Raw genomic sequence first — 14411 nt, 5'->3', positions numbered from 1 at the left:
AATATACTCATAGCAAAGCCTCCAATAAAAAAATACCCAGACAATGGGTATTTCAACTGTCATGTTGAAGTCCATCATCTGGGTATCAGTTTATTCACGGCCTTCACGACGTCACGGTGAATAGTAGCCCGAGATTTCCGTCAGCCACTTCACACAATTCTGTGTTTTCAGCATTTTCTTCTATTACACAGACTCTTGCTATTATGTAGATCTGTGCTTTTTATTTTTTCTTCCAAAACACAGACTATATATTGGTTGCCATCTGTGTTTTTAACTTTTTCTTCCATAACACAGACCCCTGGCACTATAGTCTTCTGTGCTTTCGACATTTTTCTCCATAGCACAGACTCCTTCTGCCATGCCCTTCTGTGTTTCCTACATTTTCCTCCAAAACACAGACTCCTTCTGCCATGTCCTTCTGTGTTTCTTTCATTTTCCTCCAAAACACAGATAGTCCTTCATAAATCATCTGTGTTTTTTGTTTTTTGCATAAAACACAGATTCTCCAGTGATAGTCATCTGTGTTTTTGAACCTTTCCCTCAAATCACAGATATCCTCACAAAATGCCTTCATTTGGCCTCCACGTCACACCTCTCCTCGATCCACTCCCGCCTCTGGATCACCTCAAGCCAGTCAGAAGGGATAGCGTCATAACCATAGAAAATACCTGCAAGTCCACCTGCGATAGCGCCTATGGTATCGGTATCCTCACCGAGGTTCACTGCCTTAAGCTCGCACTCTTCGAAGCTGCCTGTAGTTGCAAGGCACCAAATAGCTGCCTCAAGAGAATCCACCACATAGCCGCTGCTTTTGATATCCTTTTCAGGGAGCTCTGAAAACGCCTCAATATCCCTGATTCTGTCATAATATGCAAGCTCATCATTCCCGTTTTTTCAGTAGCACCCCCGTATTTATCAGAATTCTTCTCATAAAAATCAAAAGCAGCCGTCACACCTCTCTGAAGCCGCTCCTTCAAAGGTCCCTCCACATCCAAAATCGACTTCATGCAAAAGTAATAAATCCCGCAAGCCATCTTGCTTCTCATGTGCCCATGGGTGAGTGCGGAAACGCGGTGAATCAAGTCTACAGCCTCCTCACCGGACAATCCCGAGACATATCCATATATACACGTCGGCAGTATTCTCATAAGAGAGCCATTCCCATTATCATGTTCCGACGTTCCGCCGCAGGTCACGGCGTCGTGAGTCCTCTTATATTTCTCAATGGCAATCATTGTCCCACGACCTATATCAAAAGACATTCCGAAAGGCGTGTACTCACCGTCATCCAGCCATTCCACAAACCTATTCATGATATCGGTTGTATCTACACTTTTCCTGTCGCCGATACTGCTAAGGAGCGCAAGCGTAAGACTACTGTCATCCGTCCAAGACCCTGCCGGCAAATTAAAAGTCCCATAGCCAATCATCTTCTTCACCGGATCAGCCTTAACCTCCTGCCTTGTTCTAAACTGCACCGGACACCCCAGCGCATCACCGACAACCACCCCCATCACTCCTGCGAGCCATAAGTTCTTAATATCCTTACCGTTAGCATCATTCTTCATCATGATATTTCCGCTCCTTTCATCTTTCTATTCACTATACCCAATCCACAACCGGAAAAGGTAACCTCACAGGCGACTGCACGATTCACCATAACTATTATTAAAAATTCAATATATTTACTTTTTTGTTATAATATTGTTAGCAATTTGTTTGTAAAAAGGAGGTCTTCTATGGCGAAGGTATTGTTACTGAATGGCAGTCCGAGGGCAAATGGCTGCACAGCAACTGCTCTTGATGAGATGGTAAAAGTTTTCCGGGAAGAAGGGATTGATACAGAGATAATTCATGTTGGAAATAAGGATATTCGTGGCTGCGTTGCCTGCGGATATTGCGCTCAAAATGGGAAATGTGTTGTTAATGACCTTGTTAATGAGGTTGCTCCAAAACTTGAAGAGGCAGATGGTCTGGTGGTTGGAAGCCCTGTTTACTATGCTTCTCCGAATGGAACAATACTCTCGTTCATGGACAGATTGTTCTATAGCACATCTTTTTCAAAGCATCTTAAAGTTGGCGCAGCGGTCGTCAGCGCCAGAAGAGGCGGCAATACTGCGACTTTTGATGTACTAAATAAGTACTTCACAATAAGCGGAATGCCTGTGGCTTCAAGCACTTATTGGAATCAGGTTCATGGCTTTACAGCAGAGGATGTAAAGAAGGATCTTGAGGGCCTTCAGACTATGCGAAACCTCGCAAGAAATATGGCGTTCATGATCAAGGCGTTCGCCGACGCAAAGGAAAAATATGGCGCTCCAGAGATGGAAAGGGAATCCTTTACAAGTTTTCCTGATGGAAAATAGGGAATCATATACAAGCTTTCCCGATAGAAAAAAAGAGAAATACCCGGATACAAACCAAATGTATCCGGGCATTTTAAATTCAGTCCTTTACTTACTTATAGCCTTCATGTAATTATCTGCTGGCACCGCCACCGTCGGAACTTCCTCCACCAAAGGAGCTTCCTGAGTCTCCGCCTCCGAAAGAGGAACCGGAATCAAAGAAGTTGGTGCATGAATCACTGGAAGATCTATGGTATAACCTCTCCCTTGCCTCCCAGATATGCATGTCTCCGTCATGATCTTTCGCCCATTTCTTTTTTTCGAAATGCTCTATTATAGATGGTAATACGAATAATACAAAAAACCCAACTATGACAATCAGAATAATACCACCTATTTTATTTGATTCAGTCGTTTCCTCTACTTCATATACATTATCGTCTTCGGCAAATTCCTCATCACTTATATTCCCATAGATCAGAGGTTCATATTCTCCGGTCAGTTCGCTTTCCAATTCATAATACGAATACATATTGGCTGCTACTGCCTTTGCAGTCTCCAGCGCCGCCTCGGATGTGCTTTCATCCCTGTATGGCACATAATAGTTATCGAGTATATCTCCTGCGACATCATCAGTGAAAACATCATCAATTCCACTTCCGATTTCAAGCCTCACGTGATTTCCCTCTTTTTGCATCAATAGAAGAATACCGTTATTCTCTTCCGCTTTTCCTATGCCCAGCATATTGAAAAGCTTATTGGCATATTCCTCCAGGGTAAGGTCTGAATCGTCGTAAGATATTACTGCAACTTCCGCAGAGGTCTTCTCTTCCAGCTCATCCAGGATACGGTTGATCTCGTCTTCATCATCTGCGCTTATCATATCGACCGCATCATAGACATAGATATCTTCCTTAACAGTCGGAACAAACACACCGTCTTCAGCAGATACGTTTATGGGGGTTACACTCATTACGATTATAGTTAGTAAAAACAGAATCCACCCAAGATATCTTTTTTTCATTCCCAAACAACCTCCATTTTCATAAAATCTCTCTCCCTACCGGTTCGCCCCAATCAAAACCTCGTTCCGCATTTAGGACAGAACTCGAAATCCTCTGCCGTTTCATAGCCGCACTGTCTGCACTTTTTATAGCCACTCACATATCCATTTCCATTCATCACACGTGTCAGATGGCACTGCTGGATCTCGACATTTTCGCCTCTTGCAATTGCTTTTCCAATCTCAGGATCAAGCTCATAAACTGTGCCGCAGCAGCTTGTCTGTACATAGTAGCGTTTACTCCACTTTATTGTAGGAATGAAGAAAAGAGACAAAACCATATATGTCATGAACACATTGAAGCGTCCATACTTCCCACAGATAGTGCAGGTCACAAACTGGTTAAAATCAAAATCCTTCCTGCCCTGTGTTATCCCCATTATAAAAAACATCTTTCCTTACTCCTTACACTTTTATACATCAAGAGCTTCACATTACTTTCTAATGAAGCCCTCGTCTCCTTCATAGTCGTCACTGACAAATCTCTCCACTGTCATATGAAGATCATATTTCTCGCGAAGCTTTGCGAGCTGCTCCATCATCGGCGACGCATGGTGAGCATCAGTCGCAGCCTGATCCGTCCATGAATCTATGAGAAGGACCGTCTCAGGATCCCCTATCGGCTGGAAATACTGATATCGAAGATTCCCTTCCTCTTTTCTTATCGCATCAGCTATCCCCGATGACTCCATTTCATCAGCAAAAGCTCTGGCATTTCCATTTGTTCCCTTATAATAAAGATTAACGGTTATCATATCCGAGATACCTCCTAACTCACTGCCAGAATTCCAGCAAGAATTATTATCACAACCGAAAACAACAATTCCGACCCAAATCCCTGATAGATATGATGTGTATCAAACATAAGCACCTCCCTGATTAACTCGTAAACTTCTTACAATTTCATCCGGGTATATTCTATCAATTTTGCTGTCCGTTTTATGACACACCATATCAAAGTTGCCATTCAAATCAAAGATAATGCTTTCTAACAACCTTTGCTCCAAAGGGCATAAGTGCCACTTTTGCAATCTTGAAGAACTGCTTTCCAAAAGGAATGCCTACTATTGTGATGCAGAAAAGACATCCGATTATGGCATTTCCTAATGCCAGTTCCCATCCGGAGATCAGGAGCCACAAAACATTCAAAAGAAAAGATACTGTGCCGCCCTCATTCTCAATCTCTTTTCCGAAAGGATTAAGTGAAATCGATGATAGCTTGAAACACTGGATTCCAACCGGGATGCCTACTACAGTTATGCACCACAAGAGGCCTGTAATCCACCAGGCTATTGCGCTTAATAATCCACCAAAAACAAACCAGATAACGTTTCCAATAAATCTCATTTTAATACCCCATCGAATAGATTTGACTCAGTTTTTCCATAGATCATTTAACACCATCTATGCACCTTTATAACATTTCTTCCAAAAACAATACTTCCGAGCTAAGTAGTTCCCTGTCATTGCATATACATGAAACAATGAAAGGCACATATCCCTTAGCACCAAGCCTTTTCTGCCCTTTCAGGATCAGATGCATTTTCTTATCTTCAGTCATATACTCCTCGGAAACAACATCCCCCGCAATGCTATTCTCAAGTACTTTTCTGAAGTCTCCTAGAAAAGCAGGCACAAGCACCTTGCCGGTCTTTTTCCCGTATTCGATTCCGTATATCCTGTCGATCTCGTTTTGAATACACTGTCCAATACTATTATCGCTCATAACCACTTTCATCACACCTCAAAATCCAAACAACTTCTGATCTTTGTATATGGTCTTACCTTAGTATCCGCAACTGCTACGTGCTCAGGATGAACCGCGTATCCCTTAAGAGCCGCCTCATCTTCAAATGTAGAATCAAGCATCAGATCCGCATTTGAAGATTCCAGGCCATTGATATTAACCTTGATTTCAACGATCCCCGGAACCTTTCCCTTCAGACCCTCGAGTCCTTCCTTAATCCCCTTTTTAATCTCAGCCTTTTCCTCAGCTGACAGTTCATCTTTTAATGTCCATAAAATCACATGCTTTACCATTATTACCTCCTTATTTCCACTTTTTCAAAAACTACAAGACACTCCTTCTGGCATGAAGTATCCTATCACCTATATCCATTGCATTCTCAAATCCCATGGAAGACATCTCTCTGGTAGCAGCTTCGTATATAGCTGTACTTATCATATGCCGGAGAAAGCCTCTTCTCTCCAAGATCATAGCTATACAGTAATGAGAAATTCTTGATATGAGCGTCAGTATTCCCAAGGACATAATCAAAAACAATCCTGCGCCATAACTTCAGCTGATCTTCCAACGGATTCCCTGAATGATTCCCCTTCGATATATCCGACTACCACCTGTCTACCCTGTATTTCCAAAATAACGTCGTATTTTCTCATTTGTTGCCCCTTGAATTTATCACAATATCCAATCCAAGCATATTCGCCAGGAAAATTGCCTTTCCAAGTTCAGCCGTGCTCTTTCCATTCTCCAGATCAGAAATGAAACTGATGCTAAAGCCCGTAAATTCTGAAATATAGCGTTGTGTATATCCCAGCTCTTTCCTGCGCTTTTTCAAAGCCTCTCCAAACATTTTAGTATCCGCTATGACCATATTTGCTCCTTTTAGCCGTTCGGCTTATTTCAGTCAAAAATGTCAAATAATAAGCCGTTCGGCTTTATCACGCTAAAAGCAGTATAATATTAGCCGTTCGGCTTAGTCAAGCTCCGGCATTATCGCAAACATATGACGACCTTATAAAGGATCTTTTTAACCTTTATGTAAACTATCACTCCGGTGATGGCTATTTTACGACAAGTGCGTACATTCCTTTAAGAAAAGTTGAATCACCTGCTGACCTTGAATACACGCTCAAGGGAACAAATTTTTAATCTGTACAATCGCATGCAAGAGCTTCAGTCCTCATTGGACTGGGGCTCTTTTTTTAATATTTTTTTCTCCTCAAGTTTATAAACATTTTATATATTGTGGTTATAATCATTTAAAACCACTAGATGTTGTTTTTATAAACATTTATGGATTTATGGGAGGAAAAATTATGGGCCACAATAATTCTGCAAACAAAGCGTTCATTGGTAAAGCTTCACCCAAAATCGTAGACACGGTTCGCTTCAACAACCGTTATATAGACTTAGAGACAGTAAAAGAGAAAGCCACCGGCATAGCATCAGCAATAATGATCTTCGCGGGTATAGTAGCTTTCTCTTTTTTGTTCTTTATTTAACCTTCACACTCTTAGATTTACTCCACTTTGAGTAGATCTTTTCAGCGCCTGATTTTTTATAAGTACGAATTCTGACGTAGTATTTTTTATTGGTTTTAAGCTTCTTTATGGTTTTTGAAGTAGTCTTGGCTTTAACTATAGTTACAGCATTTACGTCCTTATTGAAATTCTTGTCTGTGGTGTACTGGATCTCATAGCCCTTAATGCCGGTCTGCTTTTTCCAGGTGACTGTGATTGATTTCTTTCCGGCAATAAGCTTTGAAATTGATGTTTTCTTTTGCTTGCCGTCAATCTTCTCCGCCGCTTCTGCTTCTACCTGAGGCGTTGCAGGATTGGTAGCCTGCGCTGCCTGCTCAGACGGATTTGACTGATTAGCAGAATCGATAGGAACCGATGACTCGGCTGATGCCTCATTTGGCGTAGTCGGCTTCACTTCCGGCTTGCCGGATTCAGAGCCATCACCCTGATTTCCTGATTCGGATCCGCCTTCATTCCCTGATTCGCCACCCTCTGAAGGATCCGGTTTCTTTTCTTCTTCCTTCTTCAGATTGATATATCTGTTACTTGTTCCGCTCTTTTTTACTGCAAGCTTTGTATATACAGTTGCATTATCAGCCTTGCCGTCCTTGTTATTATCAAGTCCGAACTCGCCGGGAAGAGCTATCGCCTTACCTATAATCTTAGGTGCATCAAGTACTTTCAGCTTATCACATCTATTTAGCATCTCTGTGCAATCTGTAACCTTTGATGTATTAAAACTGCTTATATTCAGGTTCTCGAGATTATAGCATCCCTCGAACATCCACTTCATATTGGTAACCTTGGAGGTATCAAAATTGCTAAGATCGAGTGATTTGAGATTCTTACAGCCATTAAAAGTCCTATACATTTCAGTAACATTTGAAGTTTTAAAGCTTGAAAGATCAAGTGACTCTAATCCATAACATCCTACAAACATCTGAGTGAAGTATTCCACCTTTGATGTATCAAAATTACTGAAATCCAATTTTTCAACTGCAGAGCACCAGAAAAACATGCTATGCATTGAAGTTACCTTTGATGTATTGAAATTACTGATATCTATCGTTTTTAACACATCACAGTGATTAAACATACCGGAAAGGTTTGTAGCCTTTGATGTATCAAAGTTGCTTACATCAAGGACCTCCAGCTTGTGACATAATCCAAACATATCGTTGAAGTTTGTTACCCTGGAAGTGCTTATTCTTCCATTAAATTCGATACTTTTTACTGCCGTATATCCATAGAACATATTTGCACTATCAGCATTTAAAAATATGGTATTTGCAGCAGAATAAATGTATACGGTTTTCTTTTCACTATCGTAATAGGCCATAACCGAATTATTTGCAGTCCCAATATTCTTTGAAGGCAGCTTTTTATTTGGAGTGGATCCCTTGGCCATAAAAATGACATGCTCAATAGTCTCATCTTCATCTGTATAACTGGAAACCTTGTTGCTTACAAATTTTTTAAGTGCCTTATTAAAATTATTCCCGGTAACTAAAGTTGCACTGGAGGCAGCTTCTGCCTTAATCTTGAAATTCCCGGATGAACATCCGAAGAAAAGAGCCACGCAAAGAAAAGCTGCGATGACCCACACCAACGATTTTCTGTTTCTTTCCATTTTGATTTCCCCTTAAAACTTCTTTTTTTTATCCAAACAGCCCCAAATACTGTTTGCATATCTGTCCCCTCGAAGGATGAATATAGCACAAATACTAATTACAATACAAGTGCTCTCTTCATGTTTACATATTCTCCTTAAATATAATTTCAGGGCTTGCTAAAAGCAAACCCTGATATTATCAAAACAATTATTTAACTTTCTTAACTCTGATCTGTACGGGAACAGCTTTATGGCCGGTGCTGCTAAATTTGATGTAATACTTCTTTCCTTTTTTTAGTTTTATCTTTTTAGAATTCTTCCAACCGTCTCCTGCGGTTAAATAAGCAGAAAAATCGCTGTCATTCTTTGTCTTTGACTTATAACCGTGACACCAAACAGAGCTACCTCCGTCAATCAATGCATTTACAACATAAAACTTGTATTTACCTGTCTTAGGTGCCTTAAAAACATACCAGTCTGTATCAGAATCAGCATATGACACAACACCGTTATATGTCTTATTAAGCTTTATCTTAGTAGCGGAATTAGGTGAATTATTGCCTTCCTTCTCAAGATTGCTGACAGGAGTAGAATTAACAGTAAATGCAATATCTATAGTTTTTTTAGTACCTACATTTGAACTATTAAAAGTAAGAGTAGCAGTCTTTCCGGGAGCAAATACAAATGTACCTGTTGATGCAGCGCCTTTTTCGTTATCGACATAAACTGAATCATATTTGCAATAATCAACAGTTATCTTCATCCATGCAAATCCAGTGTTACTGCTTCCTCCAACAATACAAGCCGTAACACTTGTAGTACAATCAGGCTGTGTAACAAATGTGTACTCTGTCAACTGATCAGGTCCAAGCGTCAGCTTATACTCCTGATTAGCGTTGATTGCTGCAGTAGCCTTAGCGTCAACCTTGGCAACTGATAATGCGCTCACTGCGAATGCAGCAGCCATAATAATCCCAGTAACTTTTTTTAAAACTCTTTTCATACGATTTCCCCTTTTCTCTATTATTCTGTTCACAAAATATTGCAAACGCGTCCCCTCATGTTTCGTAAAAAACGAACGTTGAAATTATAACACATACAAATATGATGTTCAATTTTTCGACCAATAATAGCCCTTAAATCATATTTTGTGCCCATGCATTGCCCTTGTTTTTGTAATTATTAAGTTCAAAAAGGATAGATCAGCTATTTAAAAAAGGCTTTCCTTATAGCATTAGCTATCTGATCTTTATCAGCTCCATCAGCAACTTCTTCAAAAATCTTAGTCCTAAAACCCAAATAATTAAATCATACATTGCTAAACTTATGGCAACGTGCTATAATCACAAACTGTTGCGTTTTTGATTAAGTGTGTATTTATTATTATGGAGGATTAAATGAAAAATTTAAAAAATTTCCTTGGCATGCAATTTGTCATGCTGGCAGCAGTTTGCAGCATTTGGTTGTCACCACTTGATGCGAAGGCAGTTACTTTACCGATTGGTGAAGGTGAAGTGATGCAGCTTAATAAAGTCATAAAGCTTGAAAAGGGTATTCGTAACAACTATTACACTATGACGATTCCCTCTTCCGGACGATTAACATTTCATACAATCAGTGACAGAATTCAAGGTGTTGAAATTCGTGACAAGGACAATAACAGTATTTTTTTTGATGACAGTAATGGCTGGTATAAAATTGATGATTTTACAAGATACTTAAGAGCCGGCCAGTATTCCGTCAGAGTATGCAACTATTATTGTAACGACTATGCACCGGAGTTTACTTTCTATTTCACTCCTGAAAACGAAAGCTTTCCCGAAACAGAAACAGTAAATAATGATATTCCCGAAACAGCAAGCATCATTCCATCATTATCCGGAACAGTATATACAGGTATGATATGCTCCGGAGCTGAAAAGTATGACTGGTATAAATTTACAGCACCTTCAACATGTGATGTAAAGCTGGTTTTAACCTCACTCACCGATAGAGTAACTCCCAATTATTTAATACAGGACGGAAATGGAAACTATATAGCAGATGGTAGCGGTTCAGATGAATTTGCTCATTCATTAAATGCCGGTACCTATTATTTAAGAATCGGTTCCAACTACGCAGGCATTTATACCTTCCAGCTTAAATCAGGATTATCTACAGATGTTTCAACCGTAAAGCTCAATAAAATCAAGGCTAAGGCATCAAAGAAGGGTAAAGTATCTATAAACTGGAATAAAATAGCAGACAGAAATATTGCCGGATATGAAATTGAGATTTCCGATAGAAAAGCTTTCTACAGCACAATTAAAAAATGTGAAGCAAAAGGAACCGCTAATTCAAAGAAAATAACAATTCCCAAGCAGTACAGAGGAAAGAAAGTTTTCGTAAGAATCCGCGCATATTCTTATCCTACTTCAAATGAAAAGAAGTATTCAGATTGGAGCAAAGTAGCTTCAGTTAAAGTGAAGAGATAACACACCCCTTACAATCTCAAAAAATATCCATGCTCCTAAAATACAGTGGCATGGATATTTTTCATTTTACATTTTGTATCCTATTATTTCCCTAAACAGACTATTTAAACTGCCCCAGTCATTATTGTGATCATCAGGCATATTATCGGCAATTTCCTTAAGCCTTATCACTTCATCCTCGATAAATTTCCTAATTACAGGAAGCTGGGGATTCTCTTCTTTTTCCGTTGTCCGTTTCTTGATTTCAAGAAGCTCGTCAATTGCAGACCTAAGTTCCTGTGACAATTCCATCTTTAACAGATCATCAAACAAAACCGGTGGTGCTGCGTGATTCTTCTCAATATACATCGCGGCAAGAATAGGCCTAAGAGCATAAAAATACTTCTTGTATCTCACCATCTCACCTGTTAGGTACTCCTGATATGTATGGTTTGCGGTCCCATAGTAATGATATACCGCGGACTTTTCAGAAAAGTACTGGCCCGATACCTCCGCAATTCTGGCCCATTCAGGAGTTGTCCTGTACACTATCGGAGATCCGCTCCACTCGAACAAAGTGGCATTTCCCCTGGCAAACTGCTTCAGCGCCTTCCTCAGATCCCATCCGTTTATATCAAGTACTTCATCAAGCTGCCATTCTATGACATCCCTTGGCTCATCAAGTCTCAGATAGTCCTTTGCATCACGCACGTAAACGAACCTGACATCATAGTCGCTGTCAGGTGAAGCAAACCCCCATGCCCTGCTGCCCGACTCTACCGCATGCAGAATTTTCACATTCTCAGTCTTCTCGATTTCATCAAGCTTTTCATCTATTTCCTTTAAAATATCTCTCATGTAAGTTCCCCTGTAACCGCGTATCTGTTTACGCGCTCAACAAATCTTTCTACCTTCTCCATATCAGGATTATCAGGAAGGGTTGTTTTCTTCGCAGCCTCATCCAGTTTTCTCTCATACTCATCAAGCATCTCAAAGAAAGCAGGTGAATAGGATCCATCCGCCTCCATGAAGTCGCCCCTTCGAATTGCGAGCAGTGTATCCAGGTCATTCGTCCTGTGCGTTATAATCTCGCCATTTTCCAGAATATCAATCGCCATCATGAAAAGTCGAATCAGATGCATTGCATGCTTATTAAGGTGGTTGTCATCCTTCTTTTTGTTGCGCTTGCCGAGCTTGTCATAGTCTCGCACAACGCTCCGCATGACTCCCCACACATCCTCATAATCACGAAGCGGAAAATGCTCATAATTTGCATCTACAAATATCTCTGTATCAAACTCAGGATTCTCTGCCTTATCGATATACAGCTTCAGTCCGCCCTCAGTTTTCCCATAATATCTTCTGTTCACATCATCAAGGGCATGCATAACAGACTTCAGGATATGCTTCTCCCTCTCACTCTGCGGAAGGCTGTCCCTTGCTATCGCGTTCTGAAGCCTTCGAAGCTGAGAATCCGCATAACCGCCGAACGTCTTTATCGCTCTTTTGGACAAAAACATATGGCTGTTATCTTTTAATTCCTGTCCCAGCTTAGACATAATAAGATACTGATCATCATCAAGCCCCAGCATCTCACATGTGTTCGGATTGCACTCCACAAGAAGCTTCACCAGCTTGTTGAAACCATAGATAACAGTATCTGTCTTATCATCCTCATACTGATCAAACTCGGTAAGCCCCAATAAATCAGACGGCATCTGCAATGTAACGCCTCTGAAATCTATATCGCTGTTTTCATTATTAGTTCCATATGCATAGCTACCACCGAGTCCCAGCAGCATTATTCTATTTCCAAGTCTCTCATTAGTTCTAAGGAAATCATACTCCTCAGACTGCATCAGCTTTACAAAATTCATATCCCTTTTCTTTCCTTAGCCTTTTCAATGAACTCCCCTGCTTCCTTAAAAGCCTCCGGGAGATAATCAGCATGCCATTCTTTTCCGGCCTTCTCTGCCTTTTTGATATCAGCCCAGGCTTTGTGAAGTTCTTCCTCTGATGAAAAAGTCACACCGCTAAATACATGCGGATGTCTCCTTACCATCTTATCAGAGATTCCCTTTACTACATCATCAAATGAAAAAAGGCCTTCCTCCTCCGCAATAACAGAATGGAACATGACCTGTAAAAGAAGATCCCCAAGCTCTTCCTTGAAGTTCTCAGGATCTCCTGTCTTTTCAAGTATATTGATTCCACCGATGACTTCAGCAGCTTCTTCAATACACTCAGGTTTCAAACTCGCATGAGTCTGAGCCCTGTCCCACGGACAGCCATCCTCAGCCCTCAGTTTCTCAACCACTTCTTTTAATCTGTCTATCTCTGACATGGTATTGTCTCCTCCAAACTATACTACCTTATATCTGTTTTTGACTCAGCTATCGAGCACTTTTCAAGAATAAAACTGCCAATATTTCATTGAGTACCTTTTGCGGTAGATGTTTTTAACCACAATCTTCTGCCACAATTTACATATCGAAAAAATCCGGCATTCTCTCTATGTATCAGTTTTCTGCCGCTATCTGAAGGTTTCTCTTTTACAGCAGACATTTTAATCTAAAACTCACTACCTCAATTATGAAATGTTATATTTGCAGCAGATTTTTCATCTTGATTTGCACTACCGCTTTTCACATTTTCTAATTTTGTGGCATTAAAATCCCACTAACAATATGTTGCTCACCAAAAACCATAAAACACAAAACCACTTCAACATTAAGCTGTATAGCTGGCAATCTCTAATAAAAACCTACTTTAGTGCGGCACTAAGACTGTTAGGAATCCCTCTCGGTCCCCTTACCGCATAAATTGCGTATTCTGACTTAAGCTTATCAAAAGTGAACTCATCACGTTTATAGCTCTTCAAAAGTTTAATCTTCATAAGTGCTGTTATCCTTAGATTCTTATCCTCATAGTCATAAGGAATATTCACCTCAGTAACCTTACACTTGTAAAGAATAGCAGAAACAGGAGCTCCCACATACATGAAGACTGTGTCGCCCTTGATAATCCCGCTTCCCTGCTTCCAATCAATCTCATCCGATGCTTCAAAAGCGGCCTCAATGTCATAATATTTGGGATTAGCAGGTACAATCCATTCCTTAGCAGGCCGCATTTTTGCCTTCTTCTTTGCAGATGCTGTCGCCATATAGCTTGCATCCAGCAGATCAAAAATCTGTTTCTCCGGTACTGTCCCATCGAGCAGAACCGTTATCCAGTGCTGCTTATTCATATGATACGCCGGCATAATTCCGTCCTGCTTAACGAGCATATCTCTGAAAAACATATCCTCAATTTTCAGATTGATAACCGCCACAGAATCAATTCCAGCAAGCCCCAGCTTATCCCTTCCAACATCCATAACAAGAGCAAACCATTTGTTGTTATCAGTATGTCGGAACACTGCATTGCTGTCATATTTACGCCATGGATATTCGGGCAATACTTTGTATTTCTTTTTAATGTATGCAAATACTTTGCCTTTCATGTTCCCTTTACCCTTTCTTGAAAGGATTATGGTAATATCTCTTCAAACTGTTGCCGATATTTATACTATCACAATCAATAGGTAATTGCGAAACTCGCTTTGCTCGTTCGCAATCTTGAATTTAAACAAGGAAGAATTCATGCAGAGCATGAATTCTTTGATGCAAAAATGT

The 14411-nt window shown here is 40.3% G+C and carries 20 protein-coding genes and 1 pseudogene; 3 read left to right on the top strand and 18 right to left on the bottom strand.

Annotation, left to right across the window (positions count from 1 at the left end; translation table 11 throughout):
- Window positions 1-304: 304 nt before the first annotated feature.
- The 3 genes from G596_RS25430 to G596_RS23085 are packed head-to-tail and all read right to left on the bottom strand — an operon-like array spanning window position 305 to window position 1571.
- Window positions 305-574: a hypothetical protein gene (locus G596_RS25430; protein ID WP_022763473.1), complete on the bottom strand. Its 270-nt coding sequence runs from the start codon at window positions 572-574 to the stop codon at window positions 305-307.
- Window positions 571-798: an ADP-ribosylglycohydrolase family protein gene (locus G596_RS25820; protein ID WP_278246772.1), complete on the bottom strand. Its 228-nt coding sequence runs from the start codon at window positions 796-798 to the stop codon at window positions 571-573. The genes G596_RS25430 and G596_RS25820 overlap by 4 nt, the downstream gene beginning before the upstream one ends.
- Window positions 720-1571, bottom strand: coding sequence for an ADP-ribosylglycohydrolase family protein (locus G596_RS23085; RefSeq protein WP_278246771.1), 852 nt, complete (start codon window positions 1569-1571; stop codon window positions 720-722). Before G596_RS23085 ends, G596_RS25820 begins: the two co-directional genes overlap by 79 nt.
- Before the next feature lie 168 nt (window positions 1572-1739).
- Between G596_RS23085 and G596_RS0119415 the strand changes: the two genes are divergently transcribed.
- Complete coding sequence (locus G596_RS0119415) at window positions 1740-2366, top strand: flavodoxin family protein (RefSeq protein ID WP_022763472.1); 627 nt, start codon at window positions 1740-1742, stop codon at window positions 2364-2366.
- Window positions 2367-2478: 112 nt separating this feature from the next.
- On the opposite strand, the gene G596_RS0119410 is transcribed toward G596_RS0119415, so the two are convergent.
- The 9 genes and pseudogenes from G596_RS0119410 to G596_RS0119365 form a co-directional block, all read right to left on the bottom strand.
- Entirely contained in the window at window positions 2479-3369 is an 891-nt protein-coding gene (locus tag G596_RS0119410; protein WP_022763471.1) for a TPM domain-containing protein, read from the bottom strand.
- 53 nt (window positions 3370-3422) lie between these two features.
- Window positions 3423-3800, bottom strand: coding sequence for a zinc ribbon domain-containing protein (locus tag G596_RS0119405; RefSeq protein WP_022763470.1), 378 nt, complete (start codon window positions 3798-3800; stop codon window positions 3423-3425).
- A gap of 42 nt (window positions 3801-3842) precedes the next feature.
- A complete protein-coding gene (locus G596_RS0119400) occupies window positions 3843-4163 on the bottom strand; it encodes a putative quinol monooxygenase (RefSeq protein ID WP_022763469.1) in 321 nt (106 codons plus the stop codon).
- A 217-nt stretch (window positions 4164-4380) separates the two neighbouring features.
- Entirely contained in the window at window positions 4381-4755 is a 375-nt protein-coding gene (locus tag G596_RS0119390; RefSeq protein ID WP_022763467.1) for a YccF domain-containing protein, read from the bottom strand.
- 67 nt (window positions 4756-4822) lie between these two features.
- Window positions 4823-5134, bottom strand: a complete 312-nt coding sequence (locus G596_RS0119385) for a hypothetical protein (protein ID WP_139176369.1) — start codon at window positions 5132-5134, stop codon at window positions 4823-4825.
- A gap of 11 nt (window positions 5135-5145) precedes the next feature.
- A complete protein-coding gene (locus G596_RS0119380) occupies window positions 5146-5448 on the bottom strand; it encodes a Dabb family protein (protein ID WP_022763465.1) in 303 nt (100 codons plus the stop codon).
- A 188-nt stretch (window positions 5449-5636) separates the two neighbouring features.
- Window positions 5637-5723, bottom strand: a pseudogene (locus G596_RS26145) (HipA domain-containing protein); the annotation flags it as partial.
- Window positions 5683-5808 (bottom strand): hypothetical protein, encoded by a 126-nt coding sequence (locus tag G596_RS25815; RefSeq protein ID WP_022763463.1) that lies wholly within the window; start codon window positions 5806-5808, stop codon window positions 5683-5685. The gene G596_RS25815 and the pseudogene G596_RS26145, both read right to left, overlap by 41 nt.
- Window positions 5805-6023 (bottom strand): helix-turn-helix domain-containing protein, encoded by a 219-nt coding sequence (locus G596_RS0119365; protein WP_022763462.1) that lies wholly within the window; start codon window positions 6021-6023, stop codon window positions 5805-5807. The genes G596_RS25815 and G596_RS0119365 overlap by 4 nt, the downstream gene beginning before the upstream one ends.
- Before the next feature lie 445 nt (window positions 6024-6468).
- Between G596_RS0119365 and G596_RS0119360 the strand changes: the two genes are divergently transcribed.
- Complete coding sequence (locus G596_RS0119360; RefSeq protein WP_022763461.1) at window positions 6469-6654, top strand: hypothetical protein; 186 nt, start codon at window positions 6469-6471, stop codon at window positions 6652-6654.
- Here G596_RS0119360 and G596_RS24225 read toward each other — a convergent pair.
- The gene (locus G596_RS24225; protein ID WP_022763460.1) at window positions 6647-8302 is read right to left on the bottom strand and encodes a BspA family leucine-rich repeat surface protein; all 1656 of its coding nucleotides are present in this window, start codon (window positions 8300-8302) and stop codon (window positions 6647-6649) included. The two genes, G596_RS0119360 and G596_RS24225, sit on opposite strands and share 8 nt — an antisense overlap.
- Before the next feature lie 190 nt (window positions 8303-8492).
- Complete coding sequence (locus G596_RS0119350; RefSeq protein WP_022763459.1) at window positions 8493-9287, bottom strand: hypothetical protein; 795 nt, start codon at window positions 9285-9287, stop codon at window positions 8493-8495.
- 394 nt (window positions 9288-9681) lie between these two features.
- On the opposite strand from G596_RS0119350, the gene G596_RS0119345 reads away from it, so the two are divergent.
- Window positions 9682-10758: a hypothetical protein gene (locus G596_RS0119345; protein ID WP_022763458.1), complete on the top strand. Its 1077-nt coding sequence runs from the start codon at window positions 9682-9684 to the stop codon at window positions 10756-10758.
- 66 nt (window positions 10759-10824) lie between these two features.
- Here the strand turns inward: G596_RS0119345 and G596_RS0119340 are convergent, their stop codons facing one another.
- The 4 genes from G596_RS0119340 to G596_RS0119325 form a co-directional block, all read right to left on the bottom strand.
- Window positions 10825-11595, bottom strand: a complete 771-nt coding sequence (locus tag G596_RS0119340) for a nucleotidyltransferase domain-containing protein (RefSeq protein WP_022763457.1) — start codon at window positions 11593-11595, stop codon at window positions 10825-10827.
- On the bottom strand, window positions 11592-12614 hold the full coding sequence (locus G596_RS0119335; protein WP_022763456.1) for a nucleotidyltransferase domain-containing protein: 1023 nt from the start codon (window positions 12612-12614) through the stop codon (window positions 11592-11594). The genes G596_RS0119340 and G596_RS0119335 overlap by 4 nt, the downstream gene beginning before the upstream one ends.
- The gene (locus tag G596_RS0119330; protein WP_022763455.1) at window positions 12611-13081 is read right to left on the bottom strand and encodes a MazG nucleotide pyrophosphohydrolase domain-containing protein; all 471 of its coding nucleotides are present in this window, start codon (window positions 13079-13081) and stop codon (window positions 12611-12613) included. Before G596_RS0119330 ends, G596_RS0119335 begins: the two co-directional genes overlap by 4 nt.
- A gap of 420 nt (window positions 13082-13501) precedes the next feature.
- A complete protein-coding gene (locus G596_RS0119325; RefSeq protein ID WP_022763454.1) occupies window positions 13502-14239 on the bottom strand; it encodes an MmcQ/YjbR family DNA-binding protein in 738 nt (245 codons plus the stop codon).
- Between the last annotated feature and the right edge of the window lie 172 nt (window positions 14240-14411).

Origin of the sequence: Butyrivibrio sp. AD3002, assembly GCF_000420905.1 — a bacterium.
In the GTDB taxonomy this organism is placed as follows: Bacteria; Bacillota; Clostridia; order Lachnospirales; family Lachnospiraceae; genus Butyrivibrio.
Note: the sequence above shows the minus strand (reverse complement) of the source record. Positions and strands in the feature narration are given on the sequence as shown.

Coding starts and splice junctions, on each gene's coding strand:
- G596_RS25430 (WP_022763473.1), bottom strand. CDS start 574: ATGAAGGCATTTTGTGAGGATATCTGTGATTTGAGGGAAAGGTTCAAA.
- G596_RS23085 (WP_278246771.1), bottom strand. CDS start 1,571: ATGATGAAGAATGATGCTAACGGTAAGGATATTAAGAACTTATGGCTC.
- G596_RS0119415 (WP_022763472.1), top strand. CDS start 1,740: ATGGCGAAGGTATTGTTACTGAATGGCAGTCCGAGGGCAAATGGCTGC.
- G596_RS0119410 (WP_022763471.1), bottom strand. CDS start 3,369: ATGAAAAAAAGATATCTTGGGTGGATTCTGTTTTTACTAACTATAATC.
- G596_RS0119405 (WP_022763470.1), bottom strand. CDS start 3,800: ATGTTTTTTATAATGGGGATAACACAGGGCAGGAAGGATTTTGATTTT.
- G596_RS0119400 (WP_022763469.1), bottom strand. CDS start 4,163: ATGATAACCGTTAATCTTTATTATAAGGGAACAAATGGAAATGCCAGA.
- G596_RS0119390 (WP_022763467.1), bottom strand. CDS start 4,755: ATGAGATTTATTGGAAACGTTATCTGGTTTGTTTTTGGTGGATTATTA.
- G596_RS0119385 (WP_139176369.1), bottom strand. CDS start 5,134: ATGAGCGATAATAGTATTGGACAGTGTATTCAAAACGAGATCGACAGG.
- G596_RS0119380 (WP_022763465.1), bottom strand. CDS start 5,448: ATGGTAAAGCATGTGATTTTATGGACATTAAAAGATGAACTGTCAGCT.
- G596_RS25815 (WP_022763463.1), bottom strand. CDS start 5,808: ATGAGAAAATACGACGTTATTTTGGAAATACAGGGTAGACAGGTGGTA.
- G596_RS0119365 (WP_022763462.1), bottom strand. CDS start 6,023: ATGGTCATAGCGGATACTAAAATGTTTGGAGAGGCTTTGAAAAAGCGC.
- G596_RS0119360 (WP_022763461.1), top strand. CDS start 6,469: ATGGGCCACAATAATTCTGCAAACAAAGCGTTCATTGGTAAAGCTTCA.
- G596_RS24225 (WP_022763460.1), bottom strand. CDS start 8,302: ATGGAAAGAAACAGAAAATCGTTGGTGTGGGTCATCGCAGCTTTTCTT.
- G596_RS0119350 (WP_022763459.1), bottom strand. CDS start 9,287: ATGAAAAGAGTTTTAAAAAAAGTTACTGGGATTATTATGGCTGCTGCA.
- G596_RS0119345 (WP_022763458.1), top strand. CDS start 9,682: ATGAAAAATTTAAAAAATTTCCTTGGCATGCAATTTGTCATGCTGGCA.
- G596_RS0119340 (WP_022763457.1), bottom strand. CDS start 11,595: ATGAGAGATATTTTAAAGGAAATAGATGAAAAGCTTGATGAAATCGAG.
- G596_RS0119335 (WP_022763456.1), bottom strand. CDS start 12,614: ATGAATTTTGTAAAGCTGATGCAGTCTGAGGAGTATGATTTCCTTAGA.
- G596_RS0119330 (WP_022763455.1), bottom strand. CDS start 13,081: ATGTCAGAGATAGACAGATTAAAAGAAGTGGTTGAGAAACTGAGGGCT.
- G596_RS0119325 (WP_022763454.1), bottom strand. CDS start 14,239: ATGAAAGGCAAAGTATTTGCATACATTAAAAAGAAATACAAAGTATTG.